Below are 19,083 nucleotides of genomic sequence, written 5' to 3'. Positions count from 1 at the left end.
CGTCAGGTCGCGACCGCCTTGCCGCCGCCGAGCGGCTTCTCCTCGTCTGCCGAAGCCTGCGGCCGCAGCTTGAACAGGATCAGCAGCGGTGCCGCGATGAAGATCGACGAATAGGTGCCGAAGACGACGCCGAACAGCATCGCCATGGTGAACGAGCGGATCACCTCGCCGCCGAACAGCACCAGCGCCAGCAACGCAAGGATCGTCGTCACCGAGGTCAGTGTCGTTCTCGACAGCGTCTCGTTGATGGCGTTGTTCAAGAGTTGCGGCAGCGGCATCCGCTTGTACTTTCGCAAATCCTCTCGAACGCGGTCATAGACCACGATCGTATCGTTCAGCGAATAGCCGATGATGGTCAGGATCGCCGCCAACGATGACTGGTTGAATTCGAGCCCGCTGATGACAAAGAAGCCAAGTGTCATGACCACATCGTGCACCGTCGCCACGATGGCGCCCACCGCGAACTGCCATTCGAAACGGAACCAGACATAGATCAGGATACCAAGCAGCGCGATCAGCATGGCGATCGTGCCTTGCTTGGCGAGTTCGCCCGAGACGGTCGGCCCCACCACTTCGACGCGGCGGAAGTCATAATTGTCCTGCAGTTCGCCGCGAACCTTGTCGATGACGGTCTGCTCGGCATTCTCGCCGCCATCCTGGGTCCCGACACGGATCAACACGTCGTTCGGCGTACCGAATTGCTGTACTTGCACCTCACCGATATTGAGTTCGGTCAGTCGTGCGCGGAGGTCTGCGAGGTCGGCATTGCCGCTCTTGGCTTGAACCTCGATCAGCGAACCGCCCTTGAAATCGATGCCGTAATTGATGCCAACCGTCATGAACAGCACCACCGACAAGATCGACAGCACGCTCGACAGCGTGAACGTCCAGCGACGGATTCCCATGAACGGAATTTTCGTGCCGGCCGGGACGAAGGTCACCGGCGCGCGCGGCAACTCCTTCGGGCGAGCGCGGCGCAGCCAGATCGAGACCAGCAGGCGGGTGAAGGTGAACGCGGTGAAGACGGTCGTCAGGATGCCGATCGCATACGTGATGGCAAAGCCCTTGACCGGTCCGGTCCCGAGATAGAACAGCACGACGGTCGCGATCAGCGAGGTGATGTTGGAATCGACAATCGTCGCCAGCGCCTTGGTGAAACCGGTATCGATCGCCTGGATCACCGAGCGGCCGGCACGCCGCTCCTCGCGGATACGCTCGTAGATCAGCACGTTCGAATCGACTGCCATGCCGATGGTCAGCACAATACCGGCGATACCCGGCAAGGTCAGTGTCGCGCCGAGCAGCGACAGCAGTCCGACGATCATCGCCACGTGCACCGCCAGCGCGATGTTGGCTAGGAAGCCGAGCAATCCATAGGCGACGAACATGAACACGACGACCAGGACCGAACCGATGATGCCGGCGACCTTGCCGGCATGGATGGAATCCTGACCGAGACCTGGGCCAACCGTACGCTCTTCGATCACCGTCAATGTCGCGGGCAAGGCACCGGCGCGCAGCAGCACGGCCAGGTCGTTGGCGCTCTGGGCGGTGAAATTGCCCGAGATCTGGCCGGTGCCGCCGAGGATCGGCTCGCGGATCTGCGGCGCCGAAATCACCTGGTTGTCGAGGATGATGGCGAACAGCTTCCCGACATTCTGCGCGGTGGCCTGGCCGAAACGCGCAGCCCCCTTCGAATCGAAACGGAAGGAGACCACCGGCTCGTTGTTCTGCGAATTGTATGTCGCCTGCGCATCCACGAGATTTTCGCCGGAAACGATGACGCGGTTCTCGATCAGATAGGGAACCGGCGGGTCGTCCTGCGAATAGAGCACGGACGAGCCGGCAGGCGGACGTCCGTTGAGGGCGTCCTGCACCGGCATCGACTGGTCGACCATCTGGAAGGTCAGCTTGGCGGTCTGGCCGAGGATTTCCTTAAGCCGCTGCGGGTCCTGAAGACCCGGCACCTGGACAAGGATGCGGTCGTCGCCCTGCCGCTGCACGATGGGTTCGGTCGTGCCAAGTTCGTTGACGCGGCGCTCGACCACCTCGATCGACTGCGTCAACGCCGTCGATGTGCGATACTTGATGCCGGCATCGGTGACGTTGAACTTGAGCAGGCCGGGCTCGGAATCATCGAGCGTCATTTCCTGGATGGAGCCGCCGGTGAACAGGCCGGCAGCAACCGGATCGGTCAGCGTCTTCAGCGCCGTCTTGGCGGCATCCACTTGAGCGAGATCGGTGATGCGGACCTGCAAGGTCCGCCCCGTGCCGGCAAGGCCGGTATAGCCGATCTTGGCGTCACGCAGCAGTGTGCGGATTTCGTCGCGGGTCGTCTCCAGCCGATCCTTGATCAGATCGTTCTGATTCATTTCCAGCAGGATGTGTGAGCCGCCCTGCAGGTCGAGGCCGAGCGTCATCTGACGCTTCGGCACCCAGCTGGGCAGTTGGGCCAAGGTGCTTGCGGGAATGAGATTGGGCGCGGCGAGGATCACCGTGATGGCAACGGCCACCCAGATCAGGATCATCTTGAAGCGCGAAAAATACAACATATGGCGTCGTCCGTCAGAGCGTGTCCGCGGATCGCTCCGCCTGAAATCTGGTTATTTCTTGGCGTTCTGGTTCGCCACCGGCTCGCCCTTGACGCGCACGTCGGCGATCGTCGAACGCAGCGCGGTCACCTTGGTGCCACCGCCGAGGTCGATTTCGAGCTCGTTATCGTCGATCACCTTGGTCACCTTGCCGACAAAGCCGCCGCCGGTGACGACCGTGTCGCCGCGACGAACTGCCGCCAGCATCTCGCCGCGCTTCTTCAACTGCGTGCGCTGCGGCCGGATGATCAGAAAATACATGATCACGAAAATCAGGACAAACGGCAAAATGCTGATGAACATGTCGGGAGAAGCGCCGACGCCTTGAGCGTATGCCGGTGTCACGAACATCGAGGTACTCCTGAATTTAGAAAACAGCCGCCAACTTGGCGGCCCCTTGAAATTTGGCCGGAATATAGTCGGTAAAGTTGTCAATGCAACTGCGCGGCCAGCCAAATCGGCTGCTTTTCCGGCCTGTTGAGCCGTGTTAGAGCATGATCGCGAAAAGCGCGAGCCGGTTTTGCGAAAAGATCATGCTCGAACAAAAGGTTGCAACTGATTTCGAACACCGACGCGACAGGTCGGGTTCACGCTCGCGCACGTCAAAACGAGAAAACAAAAGACAGACATGACCGACAGCAGCATCGAAGCCCTGAACCAGAAACTCGACAGGCTGATCGAGGCGGTGAGCCGCCTCACCCCGCCGCCAGTGCCCCAAACCGACCTCGGCGAGGCCGATTGCTTCGTCTGGCAGGCCGATCCGGGCTATCTGGAGCCGGTGCGCAACGTCAACCGCGTCGACATCGGCCTGATCCGTGGCGTCGACCGCGTCCGCGACATCCTGGTCGACAACACCGAACGCTTCGCCGCCGGCTATCCGGCCAACAACGTATTGTTATGGGGTGCGCGCGGCATGGGCAAATCGTCGCTGGTCAAAGCCGTCCATGCACGGATCAACGGCGAGGCCGGGTCCGGCCTGCCGTTGAAGCTGATCGAAATCCACCGCGAGGACATCGACACGCTGCCGAAACTGATGGGATTGCTGAAGGCAGCCCCCTTCCGCTTCATCCTGTTTTGCGACGACCTCTCCTTCGACCACGACGACACCTCCTACAAGTCGCTGAAGGCAGCGCTCGAAGGCGGCGTCGAGGGACGCCCGGCCAATGTCATCTTCTACGCTACCTCGAACCGTCGCCATCTCCTGCCGCGCGACATGATCGACAATGAGCGCTCGACCGCCATCAACCCGTCCGAAGCGGTTGAAGAAAAGGTCTCCCTCTCCGATCGTTTCGGCCTGTGGCTCGGCTTCCACAAATGCTCCCAGGACGAATATCTCGACATGATCGACGGTTATGTCCGCCATCACGACCTCGCCATTGATCCAGAGCAACTGCGCGCCGAAGCATTGGAATGGGCGACGACCCGCGGCAGCCGCTCGGGCCGCGTCGCCTGGCAGTTCACCCAGGACCTCGCCGGCCGGCTCGGCAAGCCGCTGAAGGATTGATGCGTTGGATTGCGTCACCAACGCAATCCAACGACAAGGTCATTTGAGCCGCGACGCCCGTCGCAAGTCACGCGGCGTTTGGCCGATCTCGCGGCGCATCCAATGCGCCAGATGTGACTGATGTGCGAAGCCCGTCAACTCTGCGACCTCGCTTGTGCTGAGATCGCCTCGCTGCAACAGGACGCGTGCGCGTTCGACGCGACGTCGTAACACGTAGCGGTGCAGGGTAAAGCCCGTCGCCACCTTGAACCATGTCCGCAAATGCGAACTGCTCGCGCCGGCAACCCGGCTCAGTCGATCGATCGAGAGGGGCTCGTGTAATGCCGCCTCAATGTGCTCCAACACGCGCTTGAGCTGGGTATCCGACAACCGGTTCGTTCGATCGATACCAGGATCATCGAGGCCAAGCAGCCTCACCGCGAGTGCGGCGCCAATGCTGTCGGCAAACAAGGAACCACTCGGCGCGTTTGCATTGAGATCGCTCTCGAGTGCTCGAGCAAGATGTTCGATGCGCGGGTCCCGAAGTAGGTGGCGTGTGTCGAGCCGCGATGCTCGCGCCTTGCCACCAAGTTCCGCCGCCACCCTTTCCATCAAGGCCGGCCGCAATGCAATCTCAATGGTGTCGAATGGGCTTTCGGCCTCGAAGCCGCCCTCTTGGCCGGCGGGTACCAGGTCGATATCGCCGGCTCGCCTCACGAAATATCGTCCAACCTCATTGCAGTAAGAGCGCGTCGCCGCACTTGCATGCACCATGATGCGATGGTGTGACACCCGCGACAGACGATGGACGCCTGCTTCGACATGCCGGGAAACCATCGTTACGTGGGACGAGGATTGGTCCGAAGCGAATTGCGAACGCATGCTCTCTCGATTCATGGCAAAATCTGTTGAAGATTTGGCAATTCTCGCGCGATTTTCAATGCCGCGAACCTGTACTTCCGCCTCTCCATCAAGGTTGAAAGAGAGGTTGCGATGAGTTTCTATGTTGTTGTCGGTGCAGGGCCGGTTGGAAGCGAGACCGCTCGCCTTCTTGGCGAGGAAGGACATGATGTCGTTCTCACAAGCCGAAGCGTCGGCTCGAACGCGTTGCAGAACGTGCGGCCAATACAGGCCGACGCCACGGATGCCTCGGAGCTGTCGCGTATCTGCCGAGACGCCGATGTCATCTTCATGTGTGCGATGGCCGCCTATCATCGGTGGCCGACCGACTTTTTTCCCATCATCGATGGCACCGTGCGCGCAGCGGAAACGGTCGGCGCGAAGCTCATCGTGCTCGGAAACCTCTATGGTTATGGGGAAAATGCCGATAGCCCGCTTCGCTCCGACCTGTCTCTGGACCCGACCTCGAAGAAAGGAACCGCCAGGACCATCATGTGGCAGCGGGCGGTCCGTGCCAATGTGCCGGCGATCGAAGTGCGGTCAAGCGACTATCTGGGACAAGGCGCGATCAGCTATTTCTCACTGGTCGCGCTGCCCTCCATAATCGAGGGGAAGCCCAACGCTTTCATTGGAAACCTTGAAGCAACTCATGCCTGGAGCTTCACCAAGGACGTCGCCAGGACACTTGTCGCGGCCTCCCGCTACACGGGTGAATGGGGACGGGCATTTCATGTTCCCTCGCAACACGCCTCCCCCCGGGAACTCATCTTGAAAACCGCGGCGATGCTTCGCCGGGAGGTTTCAGAAGTACGTTCCTATTCGGTCTCAGAGATGGAAGCATTGGGCATGCATGAGCTTATCGAGATGAGCTACCTCTTCGAAAGGCCCTTGCTGGTCGATTCCTCCGACGCAGAGGCACTCTTAGGGGTGAAGGCCAGCAGCCTTGAAGTGATGATCGCCGACACGCTCCGCGATCATCTTTGAGTCTTGAGGAACAAGCATCTCGCAACCAACTGAAAAAGCCCGCTCCTGGCGGAGCGGGCTGAGCCGGCGGGCCGGACTGGAGGTCAGACGGCCTGCAAATTGCTTTTTTTCTATTCGAGGTAGCCCGACGGATCGACCGGGGCAGAGTTCTTGCGCACTTCGAAATGCAGCTTCGGCGAGTCCGTCGTGCCGCTCATGCCCGACAGTGCGATTTCTTGGCCGCGCTTGACCTTTTGGCCGCGCTGCACCTCGATAGAGCTGGCGTGACCATAGACGGTGACCAGGCCATTCTCGTGGCGCACCAGAACCGTGTTGCCGAATTCCTTGAGCCCGTCGCCGGCATAGATGACGACGCCGTTCTCGGCCGCCTTGACCGGCGTTCCCGTCGGCACGGCGATGTCGACGCCGTCCTTGCCGGACCCGAAACCGGAGATCACGCGGCCGCGCACCGGCCAGCGCATCTTGCCGATGCCGGTGGCGTCAGGCGCAACGGCATCGTCGTCCTCGGCCTGCTGGATGACTTTCGAATCTTTCTTCGGCGGCGTGTAGGACGCCAGCGTTTCCGACGGCGTGGTCTTTGCCGCTGGCTGCGTGGTGGCCGTGGTCACCGGATCGATCTTGGCAGGCTTGGCGCTGGCGACCGTCGCGACCCCACCAGTCGGCACCTTCAGGGTCTGGCCGATCTTAAGCAGTCCATCCTTCATCCCGTTGGCCTGCTTCAGAGCAACGACGCCAACGCCGGTCTTCCTGGCAATCGAAGACATCGTATCGCCCGACTGGACCGTGTAGGTCCCAGCGGCCTTGGCCGCGGCCATCTGCGGCTTGGGCTGCTTGGGCTGGTTTGCGGCGGCCGCCGTGTCGACCTGAGCGGCGGACTTGCCCTCCTTCAGCTTCGGCTGCTGGGGCAGGACCGCGACCTTTTCGGGTGCCGTGGCCGGCTGGTCGTGCTTGCCGTCTTTCGCCGGCTTGACCTCGGCGACTTTCGGCTCGCCTTTGTTCGAGTAGGCATAGGCCGGGATAACCAGCTTCTGGCCGGTCTTCAGACCCTTGGTCGCGCTCAGCCCGTTGACCTTCATGATCGCGTCGGCCGGCACCTTGTAGTGCTGCGCTATGCCTGAAATCGTTTCACCGTCCCTGACGACGATCTCGGTCGCATGCGGCGTACCAGCAGCTGCCACGCGCGGTGCATCGGGCTGCGCAACCTTGAACGGCGATGCGGCCGGAGCGACGGTACCGGTCGTGGTCCTGTCGACATGCGGCGCCGCAGCCAATGCGGTGCGCATCGGCTTTGCGGCAGGCGCCAGTGCGGGAGCCGGCTGCGCCTGGGCAACGGGCGGCGGCAATGGCCGCGTCGAAACCGGCTCGAGGCTGGAGCGGCTGACCGACTGTGTGTGGCTGCCATCGATGGGGGCGGCCGCGACATCACCCGGATAGGGCTGCTGTACGGCATCCTGCTTGTTGATGATCGCGCGCTGATTGTTCGTCGAGGATGTAAAGACGTCGTCGACGCCATTGAACCGCGAAACCTGGGAACTGCATCCCGCAGCAGCACCCGCGACCACCAGTATGGCGCAGCCTCGCGCCAGATTGCGACCGTTTGTCTTCAAAACTCTGAGTTGCATCGCACTAACCCGCACATACCCGGTACAAACTAGGCATGATTAAAGCGCGTTAATGTTACTCGACGGTTAACCCCATGGAATCCGGCGAAATTTTTCTTAAAATATTAGAGGGTGAGCTGAGGGGAGATTTTACGTCAGCCGAGCCGGTGTCGAGGACGGGCGCGAAGCTGGCGTTTGCAACATCGCCTATATGACGGCGGCCACGCTGCGCAGGATAGGCTGCAAGCGGACAAGGCCGATATCCTCACGCTCGAACCGGCTGCCGACCTTGGTCAGCTTGGCCAGCACCTGCTCGCCCTCCTCGGGCCCGATCGGGGCGATGACGATGCCGCCGCTCGACAATTGATCGAGCAGGAAGCGCGGAAGGCTGTCGAAGGCTGCCCATGCGACGATGCGATCGAACGGCCCTTCGTTCGGCAGCCCGCCGGAACCATCGGCCTGGCGCACGATGACATTGCCGATACCAAGCGCCTCGAAACGCTGCCTGGCCTGCTCGACGAGCGTCCTGTAGCGATCGGTGGTGACGACCCGCGCCGCCAGCCGCGACATCACGGCCGAGGTATAACCGGAGCCGGTGCCGATCTCGAGCACGCGATTGCCCTGCTCGATGGCGAGTGCGGCGATCACCGCCGCCTGCATGTCCGCGCCTTCGATCGCCTCGCCGCATTCGATCGGCAGCATGCGGTCCGACCAGGCGATCTGATGGAACTGGGCCGCCAGGAAGCCGCGCCGCGGCGTCGCCTCGAAGGCTGCGATCAACGCCTTCGGCACCGTCCCCCTGCCGCGCAGGCGCAACAGAAAGGCGGCAAAGCCTTCACGGTCATCGAGGCCCTGGTTCATGCAAGCGCCTTGCTCAGTTGATCACGGATTTCATGCGCGGTGAGGTCTAGCTGCAGTGGTGTCACCGACACCAGCCTGTTGCGCAGAGCATAGAGGTCTGTGCCTTGCTTGCCTTCGACCGGCTCGCGGCCGAAACGCAGCCAGTAATAAGGCAGGCCGCGCCCGTCACGGCGCTCATCGACCCACAAGCTGTGCACCAGTTTGCCTTGCGAGGTGACGACCGTTCCGGCGACCTCTTCTGGAAGGCAGTTCGGAAAATTGACGTTCAGCAAAACACCGTCCGGCAACGGCGTCGCGACCAGTTTCTCCAGCAGCGCCGGCGCCAGCGCCTCGGTCGTCTCGTATGGGACGACGCGGTCCTCGCCGACATAGCTGTAGCCCTGGCTGAGCGCGATCGAGCGGATGCCGAGCAGCGCGCCTTCCATGGCACCGGCGACGGTGCCCGAATAGGTGACATCGTCGGCAATGTTGGCGCCGGAATTGATGCCGGACAGGATCAGGTCGGGTACGCCGGGAAGGATCTTCTTGACACCCATGATGACGCAATCGGTCGGCGTGCCGCGCACGGCAAAATGCTTCTCGCCGATCTTGCGCAGCCGCAGCGGTTCCGAGATCGACAGCGAATGGGCGTAGCCTGACTGATCCTGCTCCGGAGCCACCACCCAGACATCGTCGGACAGCGTTCGTGCGACGCGTTCGAGCGACGCCAGGCCCTCGGCATGAATGCCGTCGTCATTGGTCAGGAGGATGCGCATTATTTCGCTTCGATCTTTTCCAGACCGCCCATGTAAGGCCGCAGCACTTCAGGAATGGTTACGCTGCCATCCTCATTCTGGTAATTTTCGATGACAGCTATGAGCGCGCGACCGACCGCGGTGCCCGAACCGTTGAGCGTATGGACGAAGCGGTTGCCCTTGCCGTCTTTGTCCTTGTAGCGGGCTTCCATGCGGCGCGCCTGGAAATCCCCGCACACCGAGCAGGACGAAATCTCGCGATAGGCGTTCTGGCCGGGCAGCCAGACCTCGATGTCGTAGGTCTTGCGCGCGCCAAAGCCCATGTCGCCGGTGCACAGTGTCACGGTGCGGAACGGCAGGCCGAGCCGCTTCAGCACTTCCTCGGCGCATTGCGTCATCCGCTCGTGTTCGGCGAGCGAGGACTCCTGATCGGTGATCGACACCAACTCGACCTTGTAGAATTGGTGCTGACGCAGCATGCCGCGCGTGTCGCGCCCGGCCGAACCCGCTTCCGAACGGAAGCACGGCGTCAGCGCCGTATAGCGCAGCGGCAGTTTTTCATGCGCGGTGATTTCTTCGCGCACCAAGTTGGTGAGCGGCACTTCGGCTGTTGGGATCAGGCCAAGCCTGCCCTCCCCGTGCGGCGTGAAGAACAGATCTTCCTCGAACTTCGGCAACTGGTTGGTGCCGAACAGAACGTCGTCCTTGACCATCAGTGGCGGGATGACTTCTTGGTAGCCATGCTCGGTCGTGTGCAGGTCGAGCATGAATTGTCCGAGCGCGCGTTCCATCCGCGCCAGGCCGCTTTTCAGCACGGTGAACCGCGAGCCTGACAGTTTTGCCGCCCTCTCGAAATCCATCATGCCGAGCGCTTCGCCGATCTCGAAATGCTCCTTCACCCAGTTCGGCGGTGTCGGCGCCTTGCCGACGACGCGCTTGACGACATTGTCGTGCTCGTCCTTGCCGACAGGCACGTCGTCGAGCGGCACGTTGGGCAGCACCGCAAGCGCATCGTTCAGCGCCTTGTCGAGTTCGCGTTCGCGCGCCTCGCCATTCTGGATGAAGGTCTTTATCTCGCCGACTTCGGCTTTCAGCTTCTCGGCAAGCGCTGCGTCGCCCGAGCGCATGGCGTTGCCGATCTCTTTCGAGGCGGCATTGCGGCGCTCCTGCCTGGTCTGCAATTCGGTGACGTGCTCGCGCCGCGCTTCGTCCGAGGCGATCAGCCCGTCGACCGTGGACTGCGCCTCACCGGCCGACCATGAGCGCTTGACCAGCGCCTCGACAAGGGCCTTCGGGTTGTCGCGAATCCATTTGATGTCAAGCATGGTTCATCCGTCCTCAGGGAGCATGTCGCCCAAAAGTGCGCAGCGGTTTGGGACAACGACATGCTCAAAACAAAACTGAAACGCAGCGCTTGATAGCGATGCGTTTCAGCAAGAGGGCGTAAACCGCATCCTTGATCGATGCAAGATGAGGCTAGGCAGCCGCAGCCGTTTTCCACGCAGCCCGGTATTAGGAGGCAGCAGGCGCCGGAGGCTCGTCTGGGGCTTTGTCCGCCACGGTTTCCGCTGTGTCCTGTCTCTCGCGCGCCACACGCTGCTTTTCCTGATCGCGCTCGATCAGCCGGGCAGCCCAGATGGAGACCTCGTAAAGAAGGATCGTCGGGAGGGCCAGGCCGATCTGGCTCATCGGATCGGGTGGTGTCAGCACCGCGGCGACGACGAAGGCAATGACGATTGCCCATTTGCGCTTCTCGGCCAGCGCCTTGGACGACAGCATGCCGACCCGCGTCATAAGGCTGGTCACCACCGGCAGCTGGAACACCAGGCCGAAGGAAAAGATCAGCGTCATGATCAGGCTGAGATATTCCGACACTTTCGGCAGCAGCGAAATCTGCACCTGTTCGTCGGTGCCGGTCTGCTGCATGGCGAGGAAGAACCACATCACCATCGGCGTGAAGAAGAAATAGACCAGAGACGCGCCCATCAGGAACAGGATCGGCGAAGCGATCAGGAACGGCAGGAAGGCGTTGCGCTCGTTCTTATAGAGGCCTGGAGCGATGAACTTGTAGATCTGCGTGGCGATCAGCGGAAAGGCGATCACCATGCCACCGAACATTGCGAGCTTGACCTGGGTGAAGAAGAATTCCTGCGGCGCGGTGTAGATCAGCTCGACCTTGTGCGGATCGAGCCCTGCCCACTGCGTCGCCCATCTGAACGGGACGACCAGAAGGTTGAACAGCTTCTTGGCGAAGAAGAAGCAGACGAGAAACGCGACGAAGAAGCCGCCCAGCGACCAGATCAACCGCCGGCGCAACTCGATCAGATGCTCCATCAGCGGTGCCGACGATTTCTCGATCTCGTCCTTTTCCTTGTCCGAAACGCTCACTTGGCGGCTCCCGCCGTCTTCTTGGCCGCCGGTGTCTTGGCCGGCGTAGGCTTCGGATCGGCTTTCGCCACGGTCTTGCTCGCGATCGCCTTGGCCGCAGCAGGCTTCGCGGTTTTGCGCGTTTCAGCCTTTGCCGCCGCCACGGTCTTCGCTGGCGCTTTGGGCGTAGGCGGGGCCTTGGTGGCGATCGTTTTCGCCGGCGCAGGAGCCTTTGCGACATTCGCCGAAGCCGTGGCCGGTATTTTTGCAACCGGCATTGCCTTTGCCGGCGCAGCCTTGGCCACCTTCGCCGCGGACGCCTTTGGCGCCACGACCGGTACTGTCGGCAATGACGACGTCACCACCGAGTCATCGGCCATTGCCGGGAAAATTGGCGCTGCCGGCGTGGCTTCCGGCCCGTTGACGCCAGGCATGGTCGTAGCGCCATTCTTCAAAGGCTCGGCCGCCAGCGGTGTCGAAGCGGCAGGCATTGCCGGATCGGCCGCCGGCTTGGGCTTCATCGCCGCATCGACGCCGGAGCGAACGTCGGCCGCGGCCTGCTCGAACGGATTGAGCTGCTTCTTGATCTCGGCCATCGGGCTGAGGCCTCTGAGCTCGTCGACCGACTTCTTGACGTCGTCAAGCTCGGCTTCCTTCAGCGCTTCGTTGAACTGCTTCTGGAAATCGGACGCCATCGCGCGCAGCTTGGCCGTCGTGCGCCCGAAAGTGCGCAGCATATTAGGCAAATCCTTGGGCCCGACGACCACGATCATGACGATCGCGATGACCAGCATTTCGGTCCAGCCGACTTCAAACATGGCACTCTGTTCCGACTAGAACCCGTGGCTCAGCTCTTGCTGGCTTTTTCCTTCGCGGCCGCAACGGTCTCATCCGCACGGTGTTCGACGGTGCGCTTGTCTTCGGCAACGTCATCGTCGGCCATGCCCTTCTTGAAGCTCTTGATGCCCTTGGCCATGTCACCCATCAGCTCGGGAATCTTGCCGCGGCCGAACACCAGCAGCACGATCACCAGCACGATCATCCAATGCCAAATCGAAAATGAACCCATAGCAAATCTCTCTCGAACGTTTTCCCTGGCGATGATCTATGCGCTTTCGCGTAGGGATTCAAACACAACTGCGACAGAGTTTATGAAAGGGTGGCGGATGTCACGCGTTTTCAACGCGATGGCCCGCTACGAATCCGCGCATCCTCGACAGATTGGCAGCTAGCCAGTCAATCCTCCGTGACGCGCGGCGTCAGCAGGCCGAGTTCCTCGAGGTCGATGTCGGTCAGCGCGTCCTCGTCGTCGGTCAACGCGTCGGGATCGGCCGGCGGCTGCGGAATGGAGAAATTCGACGGCATGCGGCCCGAAAGCAGCCCGGCCCCTTTCAGTTCCTCCATGCCCGGAAGATCGCGGATCTCCTCCAGCGCGAAATGATCAAGGAAGTTGTCGGTGGTGCCGTAGGTGACAGGGCGTCCCGGCGTTTTGCGCCGGCCGCGCATGCGCACCCATTCGGTTTCCAGCAGCGTGTCGAGCGTCCCTTTCGAGGTTTCGACGCCGCGGATGTCCTCTATTTCGGCGCGCGTCACTGGCTGGTGATAGGCAATGATCGCCAGCACTTCTAGCGCTGCGCGCGACAGCCTCCTTTGTTGGACAGTATCGCGGCTCATCAGGAAAGCCAGATCGCCGGCGGTGCGGAATGCCCAGGCATCTCCGACGCGCACCAGATTGACGCCGCGCCGGGCATAGATCTGGCGCAGTTCGGCCATGGCCAGGGCGACGTTGATGCCATCTGGCAGACGCGCCGCAAGCTGCTTTTCGCTGACAGGTTCAGCGCTGGCGAACACGATCGCCTCGGCCATGCGTACGGCTTCCGCCAGATGCAGCCGCTCGGCCGGATTCTGCACCTGTTGCTCTGAAGGATACTGGGAGAGCGATTCCTCTTCGGGTTCATCGCCGACCTTGAACGGGATAACCGAAGCGTTGGCGCGTTCGCTCATGATGCCACCTCGACTGCCTTGATTGCCTGCGCGCGGCCGCGCAGATAGATCGGAGCGAACACGTCGTCCTGCCGCATGTCCATCGAGCCTTCGCGCACCAGTTCCAGCGTGGCCGCGAAAGAGCTGGCGATCGCCGTGCGCCGCTCCTCGGGGCTGGTCATATACACGATCAGGAAACTTTCCAGCGTCGCCCAGTCGTGCAGGGCTCCGACCAGGCGGGTCAGGATATCGCGCGCGTCCTTGAGCGACCAGACGCCGCGCCTGGCGATCGTCACATTGTTGATCGCCTGCTTCTGCCGTTGCTGGGCATAGGCAGTGAGCAGATCGTAAAGCGAGGCCGAATAGGCGTTGCGCTTTTCGATGATGACCATTTCCGGCATGCCGCGCGCAAACACGTCACGGCCGAGCCGGTTGCGGTTGACCAGGCGCGCCGAGGCGTCGCGCATGGCTTCCAGCCGTTTCAGCCGGAACTGCAGCACCGCCGCCAGTTCCTCGCCGCTTTCGCCCTCGTCGCCCGGCTGCTTGGGGATCAGAAGTTTCGATTTGAGGAAGGCCAGCCACGCCGCCATCACCAGATAGTCGGCTGCAAGCTCGAGCCTGAGCGCCCTCGCCGTCTCGACAAAGGTCAGGTATTGCTCGACCAGCGCCAGGATCGAAATCCGCGCCAGATCGACCTTCTGGGTGCGAGCCAAATGCAGCAGAAGATCGAGCGGACCTTCGAAACCGGCCACGTCGACGACCAGCGACGGGTCGCCGGTGACGCGTGAATCGTCATTCTCGGCCCACAGACGGTCCATCGGTGCGGCCTTCGCGGCCTTGCTTTCCAATGTTTCCGCCACTTCCTCTCACTTCCCTTTTTTAAGCCACCGCATCGAAATAGGTGGCGAATTCAGCGCGTATCTCGGTTTCTTCCACCGTGTCGTGTTTCTTAATATAGGTCAGCGCCCGCTTTGCGCGCTCCAGCGATGTGCCTTCAAGCCCCGTGGTCCGCGATGCGATGCCGGCCATCTCCTCGAAAACGCCATTGCAGTGAAGGACCAGATCGCAGCCCGCGGCAAGGATCGAGGCCGCCTTTGTCGGGAAATCCCCAGAAAGTGCCTTCATCGAGGTGTCGTCGCTCATCAGCAGCCCGTCGAAACCGATTTCGCTCCGGATGATCTCGTCGATGACCTTGCCTGAGGTGGTCGCCGGATTGTTGGGATCGATGGCGCTATAGACGACATGCGCCGTCATCGCCATCGGCAGATGATTGAGCTCCCGGAACGGGGCGAAATCATGCCGCTGCAGATCGCTCAGCGAGGCATTGACCACAGGCAATTCGAAATGCGTATCGGCAAAGGCGCGTCCATGGCCCGGAATGTGCTTCATAACCGGCAGCACGCCGCCCGACATCAAACCTTCGGCCGCGGCGCGGCCGAGTTCGATCACCGGTCGCGGTTCCTTGCCATACGCACGCGCGCCGATGACATCGCTGGCGCCCTCGATCGGCACATCGAGCACCGGCAGGCAATCCGCGGTGATGCCGTAGCGCAGCAGGTCAAAGGCATGCAGCCGCGCCATCAGCCAGGCCGCGCGGGCGCCGGCATCATGGTCGTCGCGCCACAGCGCGCCGAGCGCACCACCAGCCGGATAGTTCGGCGCCAGTGGCGGCCGCAGGCGCTGCACACGGCCGCCCTCCTGGTCGATGAACACCAGCGCGTCCGGACGCCCGATACAGTCGCGCATCTCGGCGACCAGATCGCGGATCTGTTCGGTTTCGCCGATGTTGCGCGCAAACAGGATGAAGGCCCAAGGGCATTCATTGCGATAGAAATTGATTTCTTCGCGGGTGAGCGATTTCCCGGCACAGCCGAGGATCATGGATTTTGATTCGGTCATGTCAGCATTTTAGGGCTTCACGCGATCAAAGGGAATCATCTGGGTCACAAGCCGTCAAACGCCAGATCTGCTTTCCCCATGAAAAAGCCGGCGCGGTGACCGCGCCGGCTTTTTCAATTGGTTGGCTCCGGCTCTAGCGCGAGACGAAGCAGTTGCCGCCGGCGGCCTTGTAGCTGGTGCACAAATTGATCGCATCATTGCGCGACTGGGCCGGAACGCGCACGCGGTAGAACGTGCCCTTGCCGGCGATCTCGGCCTTGACGATGTTGGCGGTACGGCCGGCGAGCACGCTGCCATAGCGGCGCTGCAGATCCTGATAGCTGGACTGGGCGCTTTCGACCGTCGGTTGTGACGCAATCTGCATCGACCATGAACCACCGCCGGTCGCTGTCGATGCCGGATCGATGGACGCAACCTGATCGGGCTTGACCTCGCCGACGACGTCAACCGGCTGGTCGGACGGACGCTGCGGCGCGACCGGAACCTTGGTCGGCGTGTTGGCGGACTGCGCCTTGGCCTCAGCCTTGGGCTTGGCTGTCGCTACCGGCGCTGCCGCCACCGGTGCTGCAGCCACCGGTTTGAGAGCCGGTCCATCATCTGCCTGGGCGGCGGCGGGCGCTACAGTGCCGGTCTGGTCCGCATCGGCCTTCGCCAACGGCGCAACATGCTGCGGCGCCGGGTCGACCGGCTCGGTTGCGGCCACTTGCGTCGCGGCCGGCGCCGGATCCTCACGCGGCACCAGCGAACCATCCGACTTGACCACCATGGTCCTCACCTTGCGCGGCGCAACGGCAACAACATCGGCGTTGGTACCCTTGTCGGCATCCTGCAGCACCTGCGCGATGCGATCCTCGGACTTGGGCGCGGGCGCTGTGTTGTCGGTCGAAGCGGCGCCGGCGGTCGGCACGGCGTTGCCGTCATCGGGTCCGATGGTGACTGCGGCGCCGGCGTTCTGGTCCGGCGAAAGATCGATGGCGCGGCTCGGATCCTTCGCCTGAACGTCCACCGGATCTTCGGTGTTGGTAACCAGTTTCTCCTGGACCGGCTCGGCGGGCTTCGCACCCCTGACCGCGTCATAGACCTTGTTGTCCTGGTTCGGTACCACGGCCCCGCCCGGATTCTCCGGCTTGACCTTGATAGGCGCGTTGTCGGCCTTAACGATCACGGGCGCTTCAGTGCCGCCCTTGCCGCCGAAAGACAGCGCAAAGGCGCCAAGGCCGCCCGCGACCGCCACCCCACCGACAATCGCGGCGATGAGCAGGCCACGTCCGCGCGAAGGCCTTGCAGCCTCACGCTCGCCGAGGCCCGGAACAGCCATCGCCTCATCGAGTTCGGGATCGTAGTCGAGTTCGTCGACGGTGAAATCGTCCGCCTGTGAAGCCGGCTGATTGCCGGGCAGACTGTCGAGATCGAAGCCGTCGGCGGCATCGGCATAACCTGTAGGCGCCGCCGTGCGGGCAGACACTTCCATGGGCCGCGCCGCATAGGTCCGCGCTTCCGGCTCATAACCCAGCGAGGCCCTGTCATAGCCCGGCTTGACGCTGTCATAGCCCGGCTTCGCGCTGTCATAGCCCTGCTTGGCTGTGTCATAACCCGGCTTGAAACCCGCGGCGTAAGAATCATCTTCGTAAGACGCCACGTAGCTCGCGGTAGCGGGAGCGACCTCCACCGCGTTCATCTCGGAGAGAAGGCTGGAGAACTCGGCGTCGAGATCGTCATAGCCAGGCGACGCCGGCTGATCTTCCTCGAAATGCAGTTCCGGAATGTCGAGATCGTCCGCCAGCGCCACGACACGCTCGGGCACATCGACAGTCTCGACATCGGGCATGTCTTCGTAACGCGCTGACTGGCGCGATTGCGGCGCGGATACAGGGGCGACAGTTTCGACCGGCTCGGCCGAACGGTAGGAAGTCACCCCGGCGACCGCCGAGGCTGTGGTCATGGGTGCACTCGAAGCGGCCGGCTGACCACCAACCGGAGGCTGAGCGCTAAATGTGGGCTGTTGCGGAACCGGCGTCACGCGGCTCCACGAACGGACTGGCTCGGGCGGCGTGGAACGCTCCGCCGGCCAATCGAGAGAATCCGTCGAATTGTCCCGGGAAGCGGAGGCATCGCGCGGGTCCAGGCTTTTGGCAAAGGCCGCGTCGAAGGCGTCATCGTCGAAATCGACATCACCATGTCCGGCGGCCTCCGAGCCCGGATCCCGATCTTCAGGTTCATCATGAGGTTCATCATGCAAAAGATCGTCGACATCGGCATCGGCCGCCTGGGCGGTGCCGAGGTGGTTAGGCTTCTCAGGAGCGGGTTCGTCAAGATCCCAGTCGAGGTCGCCGACAATATCGGCCGGCTCCTCGGTGGTCTCTGCAGCCTCGGCGACAGGCAACTGCGCGGCGACAGCCGGCCGAGCCATGACCGGCTCCTCCTTGGCTACAGGCGCCGCGCGCGCTGTCATGGCGCCCAGCAGCGCATTCAACTCGTCTTCCAGGCTTCGTTCGTCCGCGATCGGGGTTTGCACCGGCTCGGCTGCAATGACGGCTGGCGCCACCGGCTGGACCGGAGCGGCGACAAATTCAGTGGCCGGTTCTTCGACTGTTTCGGCGAACGTGTCGTCGAAATTCAGCTCGAAAGCATCATCCGACCCTGCTTCAGCGCTGGGCGTCTCGCCCTTCGCATCCGCGCTATCGGCAAGCATATCATGCGCTTCCGGCTCCTCGGATGCGACCGGCTCGTCAGCGCGAACGTCAAAATCCATGTCGACATCCGCCATGCTGTCGTTGAGATGGCTGGCAAGATTTTCGTCGGAGGCAAAATTCTCGTCGGAGGCTTGGCCGTCAGGCGCAGCAGCCTGCTCCGGCATGGGGTACTCGACGGGATCGGCAGCCCTGTAGGCCTGTTCCGTCACCGAATGGTCGTCGAGCATCAACTCGTCTTCGAGCGAGATCGCAATCACATCGTCGAATTCATGATCGGAGGCAGCCGTCTCGACAGCAGGCGCGTCGTCAACAGCGTGCTGGACCCCTTCAGCTTGCTCGTCGATCCGGAAGTCATGGTCGAGCGACGCGGCAAGCTCGTCCGCCATCGGCTGATCGTCCTCGAAGGGCGAGACATCCTCAAGCGAACTGGCGACGGCATTGCCGAAATCGGCGTCGAAAGCCGGCTCGACGGACGGCGCGGCTTCGGCAGCGCCCGATTTGCTGGAGCCGGTCGCTTGGTCGTCGACGTCAGCCATGTCCAGATGGAAATCGTCGTCGAGCGAAACCGAAAACTCGTCGTCATCCGTTGCGCCGGCCTCAGCCGCTTCGAACGCCGGCCGATGCTCGAAAGTAGGCTCATGGGCCTCGGCAACCGGAACGGCGTCGCCGTCGTCAGCGCCGAACTCGGCCATCATTTCCTTCTCGAGATCGATATCGAAATCGCCCTCTTCCGCCGCGTGATCGGCGGCTGGGGCCTTCGGCTGGGCGGGCGACTGCGGCTTGACCGGCTGGCGCGGGTCGAACCCCATGATCCTGGTCAGTTCCGCGAACGGATCATCGTCGGCGATGTCGTTGTTGTCGGCTACTCTCAGCTGGGTTCTGTCTGCCATTATTGTTCCCGAACTCGCACTCATTCGGACGCCATGGACGTCGCGTAGGGTTGGCCCTTACCAGCGCAATGTGGGCAAAAGGTGACAGGTTATTTAG

The 19,083-nt window shown here is 62.3% G+C and carries 16 protein-coding genes; 2 read left to right on the top strand and 14 right to left on the bottom strand.

The genetic code is table 11. From position 1 onward, the window contains the following. Window positions 1-2 precede the first annotated feature (2 nt). Together secDF and yajC are read right to left on the bottom strand one after the other, a co-directional pair. Window positions 3-2,552 (bottom strand): protein translocase subunit SecDF, encoded by a 2,550-nt coding sequence (gene secDF, locus NKJ01_RS05945; RefSeq protein ID WP_352726775.1) that lies wholly within the window; start codon window positions 2,550-2,552, stop codon window positions 3-5. A gap of 51 nt (window positions 2,553-2,603) precedes the next feature. Then, on the bottom strand, window positions 2,604-2,942 hold the full coding sequence (yajC, locus tag NKJ01_RS05940) for a preprotein translocase subunit YajC (RefSeq protein ID WP_008876289.1): 339 nt from the start codon (window positions 2,940-2,942) through the stop codon (window positions 2,604-2,606). Between the two features lie 277 nt (window positions 2,943-3,219). Here yajC and NKJ01_RS05935 point away from each other — a divergent pair, with 277 nt between their 5' ends. Beyond that, window positions 3,220-4,095, top strand: coding sequence for an ATP-binding protein (locus NKJ01_RS05935; protein ID WP_352726773.1), 876 nt, complete (start codon window positions 3,220-3,222; stop codon window positions 4,093-4,095). 39 nt (window positions 4,096-4,134) lie between these two features. On the opposite strand, the gene NKJ01_RS05930 is transcribed toward NKJ01_RS05935, so the two are convergent. Beyond that, complete coding sequence (locus NKJ01_RS05930) at window positions 4,135-4,971, bottom strand: helix-turn-helix domain-containing protein (RefSeq protein ID WP_502898029.1); 837 nt, start codon at window positions 4,969-4,971, stop codon at window positions 4,135-4,137. Window positions 4,972-5,067: 96 nt separating this feature from the next. Between NKJ01_RS05930 and NKJ01_RS05925 the strand changes: the two genes are divergently transcribed. Next, window positions 5,068-5,958, top strand: coding sequence for an NAD-dependent epimerase/dehydratase family protein (locus NKJ01_RS05925; RefSeq protein ID WP_352726772.1), 891 nt, complete (start codon window positions 5,068-5,070; stop codon window positions 5,956-5,958). 110 nt (window positions 5,959-6,068) lie between these two features. On the opposite strand, the gene NKJ01_RS05920 is transcribed toward NKJ01_RS05925, so the two are convergent. The 11 genes from NKJ01_RS05920 to NKJ01_RS05870 form a co-directional block, all read right to left on the bottom strand. Beyond that, window positions 6,069-7,580, bottom strand: coding sequence for a peptidoglycan DD-metalloendopeptidase family protein (locus NKJ01_RS05920; RefSeq protein ID WP_352726770.1), 1,512 nt, complete (start codon window positions 7,578-7,580; stop codon window positions 6,069-6,071). Between the two features lie 186 nt (window positions 7,581-7,766). Further along, complete coding sequence (locus NKJ01_RS05915; RefSeq protein WP_023757617.1) at window positions 7,767-8,420, bottom strand: protein-L-isoaspartate(D-aspartate) O-methyltransferase; 654 nt, start codon at window positions 8,418-8,420, stop codon at window positions 7,767-7,769. After that, window positions 8,417-9,175 carry a 5'/3'-nucleotidase SurE gene (surE, locus tag NKJ01_RS05910; protein WP_352606975.1) on the bottom strand — a complete coding sequence of 253 codons (759 nt, stop codon included), beginning with the start codon at window positions 9,173-9,175 and terminating at the stop codon, window positions 8,417-8,419. The genes NKJ01_RS05915 and surE overlap by 4 nt, the downstream gene beginning before the upstream one ends. Continuing rightward, on the bottom strand, window positions 9,175-10,479 hold the full coding sequence (serS, locus tag NKJ01_RS05905) for a serine--tRNA ligase (protein ID WP_352726768.1): 1,305 nt from the start codon (window positions 10,477-10,479) through the stop codon (window positions 9,175-9,177). Before serS ends, surE begins: the two co-directional genes overlap by 1 nt. Before the next feature lie 187 nt (window positions 10,480-10,666). Next, window positions 10,667-11,542 carry a twin-arginine translocase subunit TatC gene (tatC, locus tag NKJ01_RS05900; RefSeq protein WP_023757620.1) on the bottom strand — a complete coding sequence of 292 codons (876 nt, stop codon included), beginning with the start codon at window positions 11,540-11,542 and terminating at the stop codon, window positions 10,667-10,669. Next, the gene (gene tatB, locus NKJ01_RS05895) at window positions 11,539-12,339 is read right to left on the bottom strand and encodes a Sec-independent protein translocase protein TatB (RefSeq protein ID WP_352726766.1); all 801 of its coding nucleotides are present in this window, start codon (window positions 12,337-12,339) and stop codon (window positions 11,539-11,541) included. The genes tatC and tatB overlap by 4 nt, the downstream gene beginning before the upstream one ends. A 29-nt stretch (window positions 12,340-12,368) precedes the next feature. After that, on the bottom strand, window positions 12,369-12,590 hold the full coding sequence (locus NKJ01_RS05890) for a twin-arginine translocase TatA/TatE family subunit (protein ID WP_013531295.1): 222 nt from the start codon (window positions 12,588-12,590) through the stop codon (window positions 12,369-12,371). A gap of 167 nt (window positions 12,591-12,757) precedes the next feature. Beyond that, window positions 12,758-13,525, bottom strand: a complete 768-nt coding sequence (gene scpB, locus NKJ01_RS05885) for an SMC-Scp complex subunit ScpB (RefSeq protein WP_352726764.1) — start codon at window positions 13,523-13,525, stop codon at window positions 12,758-12,760. Further along, window positions 13,522-14,322 (bottom strand): segregation and condensation protein A, encoded by an 801-nt coding sequence (locus NKJ01_RS05880; protein ID WP_352726943.1) that lies wholly within the window; start codon window positions 14,320-14,322, stop codon window positions 13,522-13,524. Before NKJ01_RS05880 ends, scpB begins: the two co-directional genes overlap by 4 nt. Before the next feature lie 61 nt (window positions 14,323-14,383). Then, complete coding sequence (gene nagZ / locus NKJ01_RS05875; RefSeq protein ID WP_352726763.1) at window positions 14,384-15,403, bottom strand: beta-N-acetylhexosaminidase; 1,020 nt, start codon at window positions 15,401-15,403, stop codon at window positions 14,384-14,386. A gap of 133 nt (window positions 15,404-15,536) precedes the next feature. Beyond that, on the bottom strand, window positions 15,537-18,986 hold the full coding sequence (locus tag NKJ01_RS05870) for an SPOR domain-containing protein (RefSeq protein WP_352726761.1): 3,450 nt from the start codon (window positions 18,984-18,986) through the stop codon (window positions 15,537-15,539). Between the last annotated feature and the right edge of the window lie 97 nt (window positions 18,987-19,083).

This window comes from Mesorhizobium sp. M0276, from assembly GCF_040321755.1.
Taxonomy (GTDB): Bacteria; Pseudomonadota; Alphaproteobacteria; order Rhizobiales; family Rhizobiaceae; genus Mesorhizobium.
Note: the sequence above shows the minus strand (reverse complement) of the source record. Positions and strands in the feature narration are given on the sequence as shown.

Excerpts from the sequence above, each read along its gene's own strand:
- secDF (WP_352726775.1), bottom strand. The coding sequence starts at position 2,552 with ATGTTGTATTTTTCGCGCTTCAAGATGATCCTGATCTGGGTGGCCGTT.
- yajC (WP_008876289.1), bottom strand. The coding sequence starts at position 2,942 with ATGTTCGTGACACCGGCATACGCTCAAGGCGTCGGCGCTTCTCCCGAC.
- NKJ01_RS05935 (WP_352726773.1), top strand. The coding sequence starts at position 3,220 with ATGACCGACAGCAGCATCGAAGCCCTGAACCAGAAACTCGACAGGCTG.
- NKJ01_RS05930 (WP_502898029.1), bottom strand. The coding sequence starts at position 4,971 with ATGAATCGAGAGAGCATGCGTTCGCAATTCGCTTCGGACCAATCCTCG.
- NKJ01_RS05925 (WP_352726772.1), top strand. The coding sequence starts at position 5,068 with ATGAGTTTCTATGTTGTTGTCGGTGCAGGGCCGGTTGGAAGCGAGACC.
- NKJ01_RS05920 (WP_352726770.1), bottom strand. The coding sequence starts at position 7,580 with ATGCAACTCAGAGTTTTGAAGACAAACGGTCGCAATCTGGCGCGAGGC.
- NKJ01_RS05915 (WP_023757617.1), bottom strand. The coding sequence starts at position 8,420 with ATGAACCAGGGCCTCGATGACCGTGAAGGCTTTGCCGCCTTTCTGTTG.
- surE (WP_352606975.1), bottom strand. The coding sequence starts at position 9,175 with ATGCGCATCCTCCTGACCAATGACGACGGCATTCATGCCGAGGGCCTG.
- serS (WP_352726768.1), bottom strand. The coding sequence starts at position 10,479 with ATGCTTGACATCAAATGGATTCGCGACAACCCGAAGGCCCTTGTCGAG.
- tatB (WP_352726766.1), bottom strand. The coding sequence starts at position 12,339 with ATGTTTGAAGTCGGCTGGACCGAAATGCTGGTCATCGCGATCGTCATG.
- NKJ01_RS05890 (WP_013531295.1), bottom strand. The coding sequence starts at position 12,590 with ATGGGTTCATTTTCGATTTGGCATTGGATGATCGTGCTGGTGATCGTG.
- scpB (WP_352726764.1), bottom strand. The coding sequence starts at position 13,525 with ATGAGCGAACGCGCCAACGCTTCGGTTATCCCGTTCAAGGTCGGCGAT.
- NKJ01_RS05880 (WP_352726943.1), bottom strand. The coding sequence starts at position 14,322 with ATGGACCGTCTGTGGGCCGAGAATGACGATTCACGCGTCACCGGCGAC.
- nagZ (WP_352726763.1), bottom strand. The coding sequence starts at position 15,403 with ATGACCGAATCAAAATCCATGATCCTCGGCTGTGCCGGGAAATCGCTC.
- NKJ01_RS05870 (WP_352726761.1), bottom strand. The coding sequence starts at position 18,986 with ATGGCAGACAGAACCCAGCTGAGAGTAGCCGACAACAACGACATCGCC.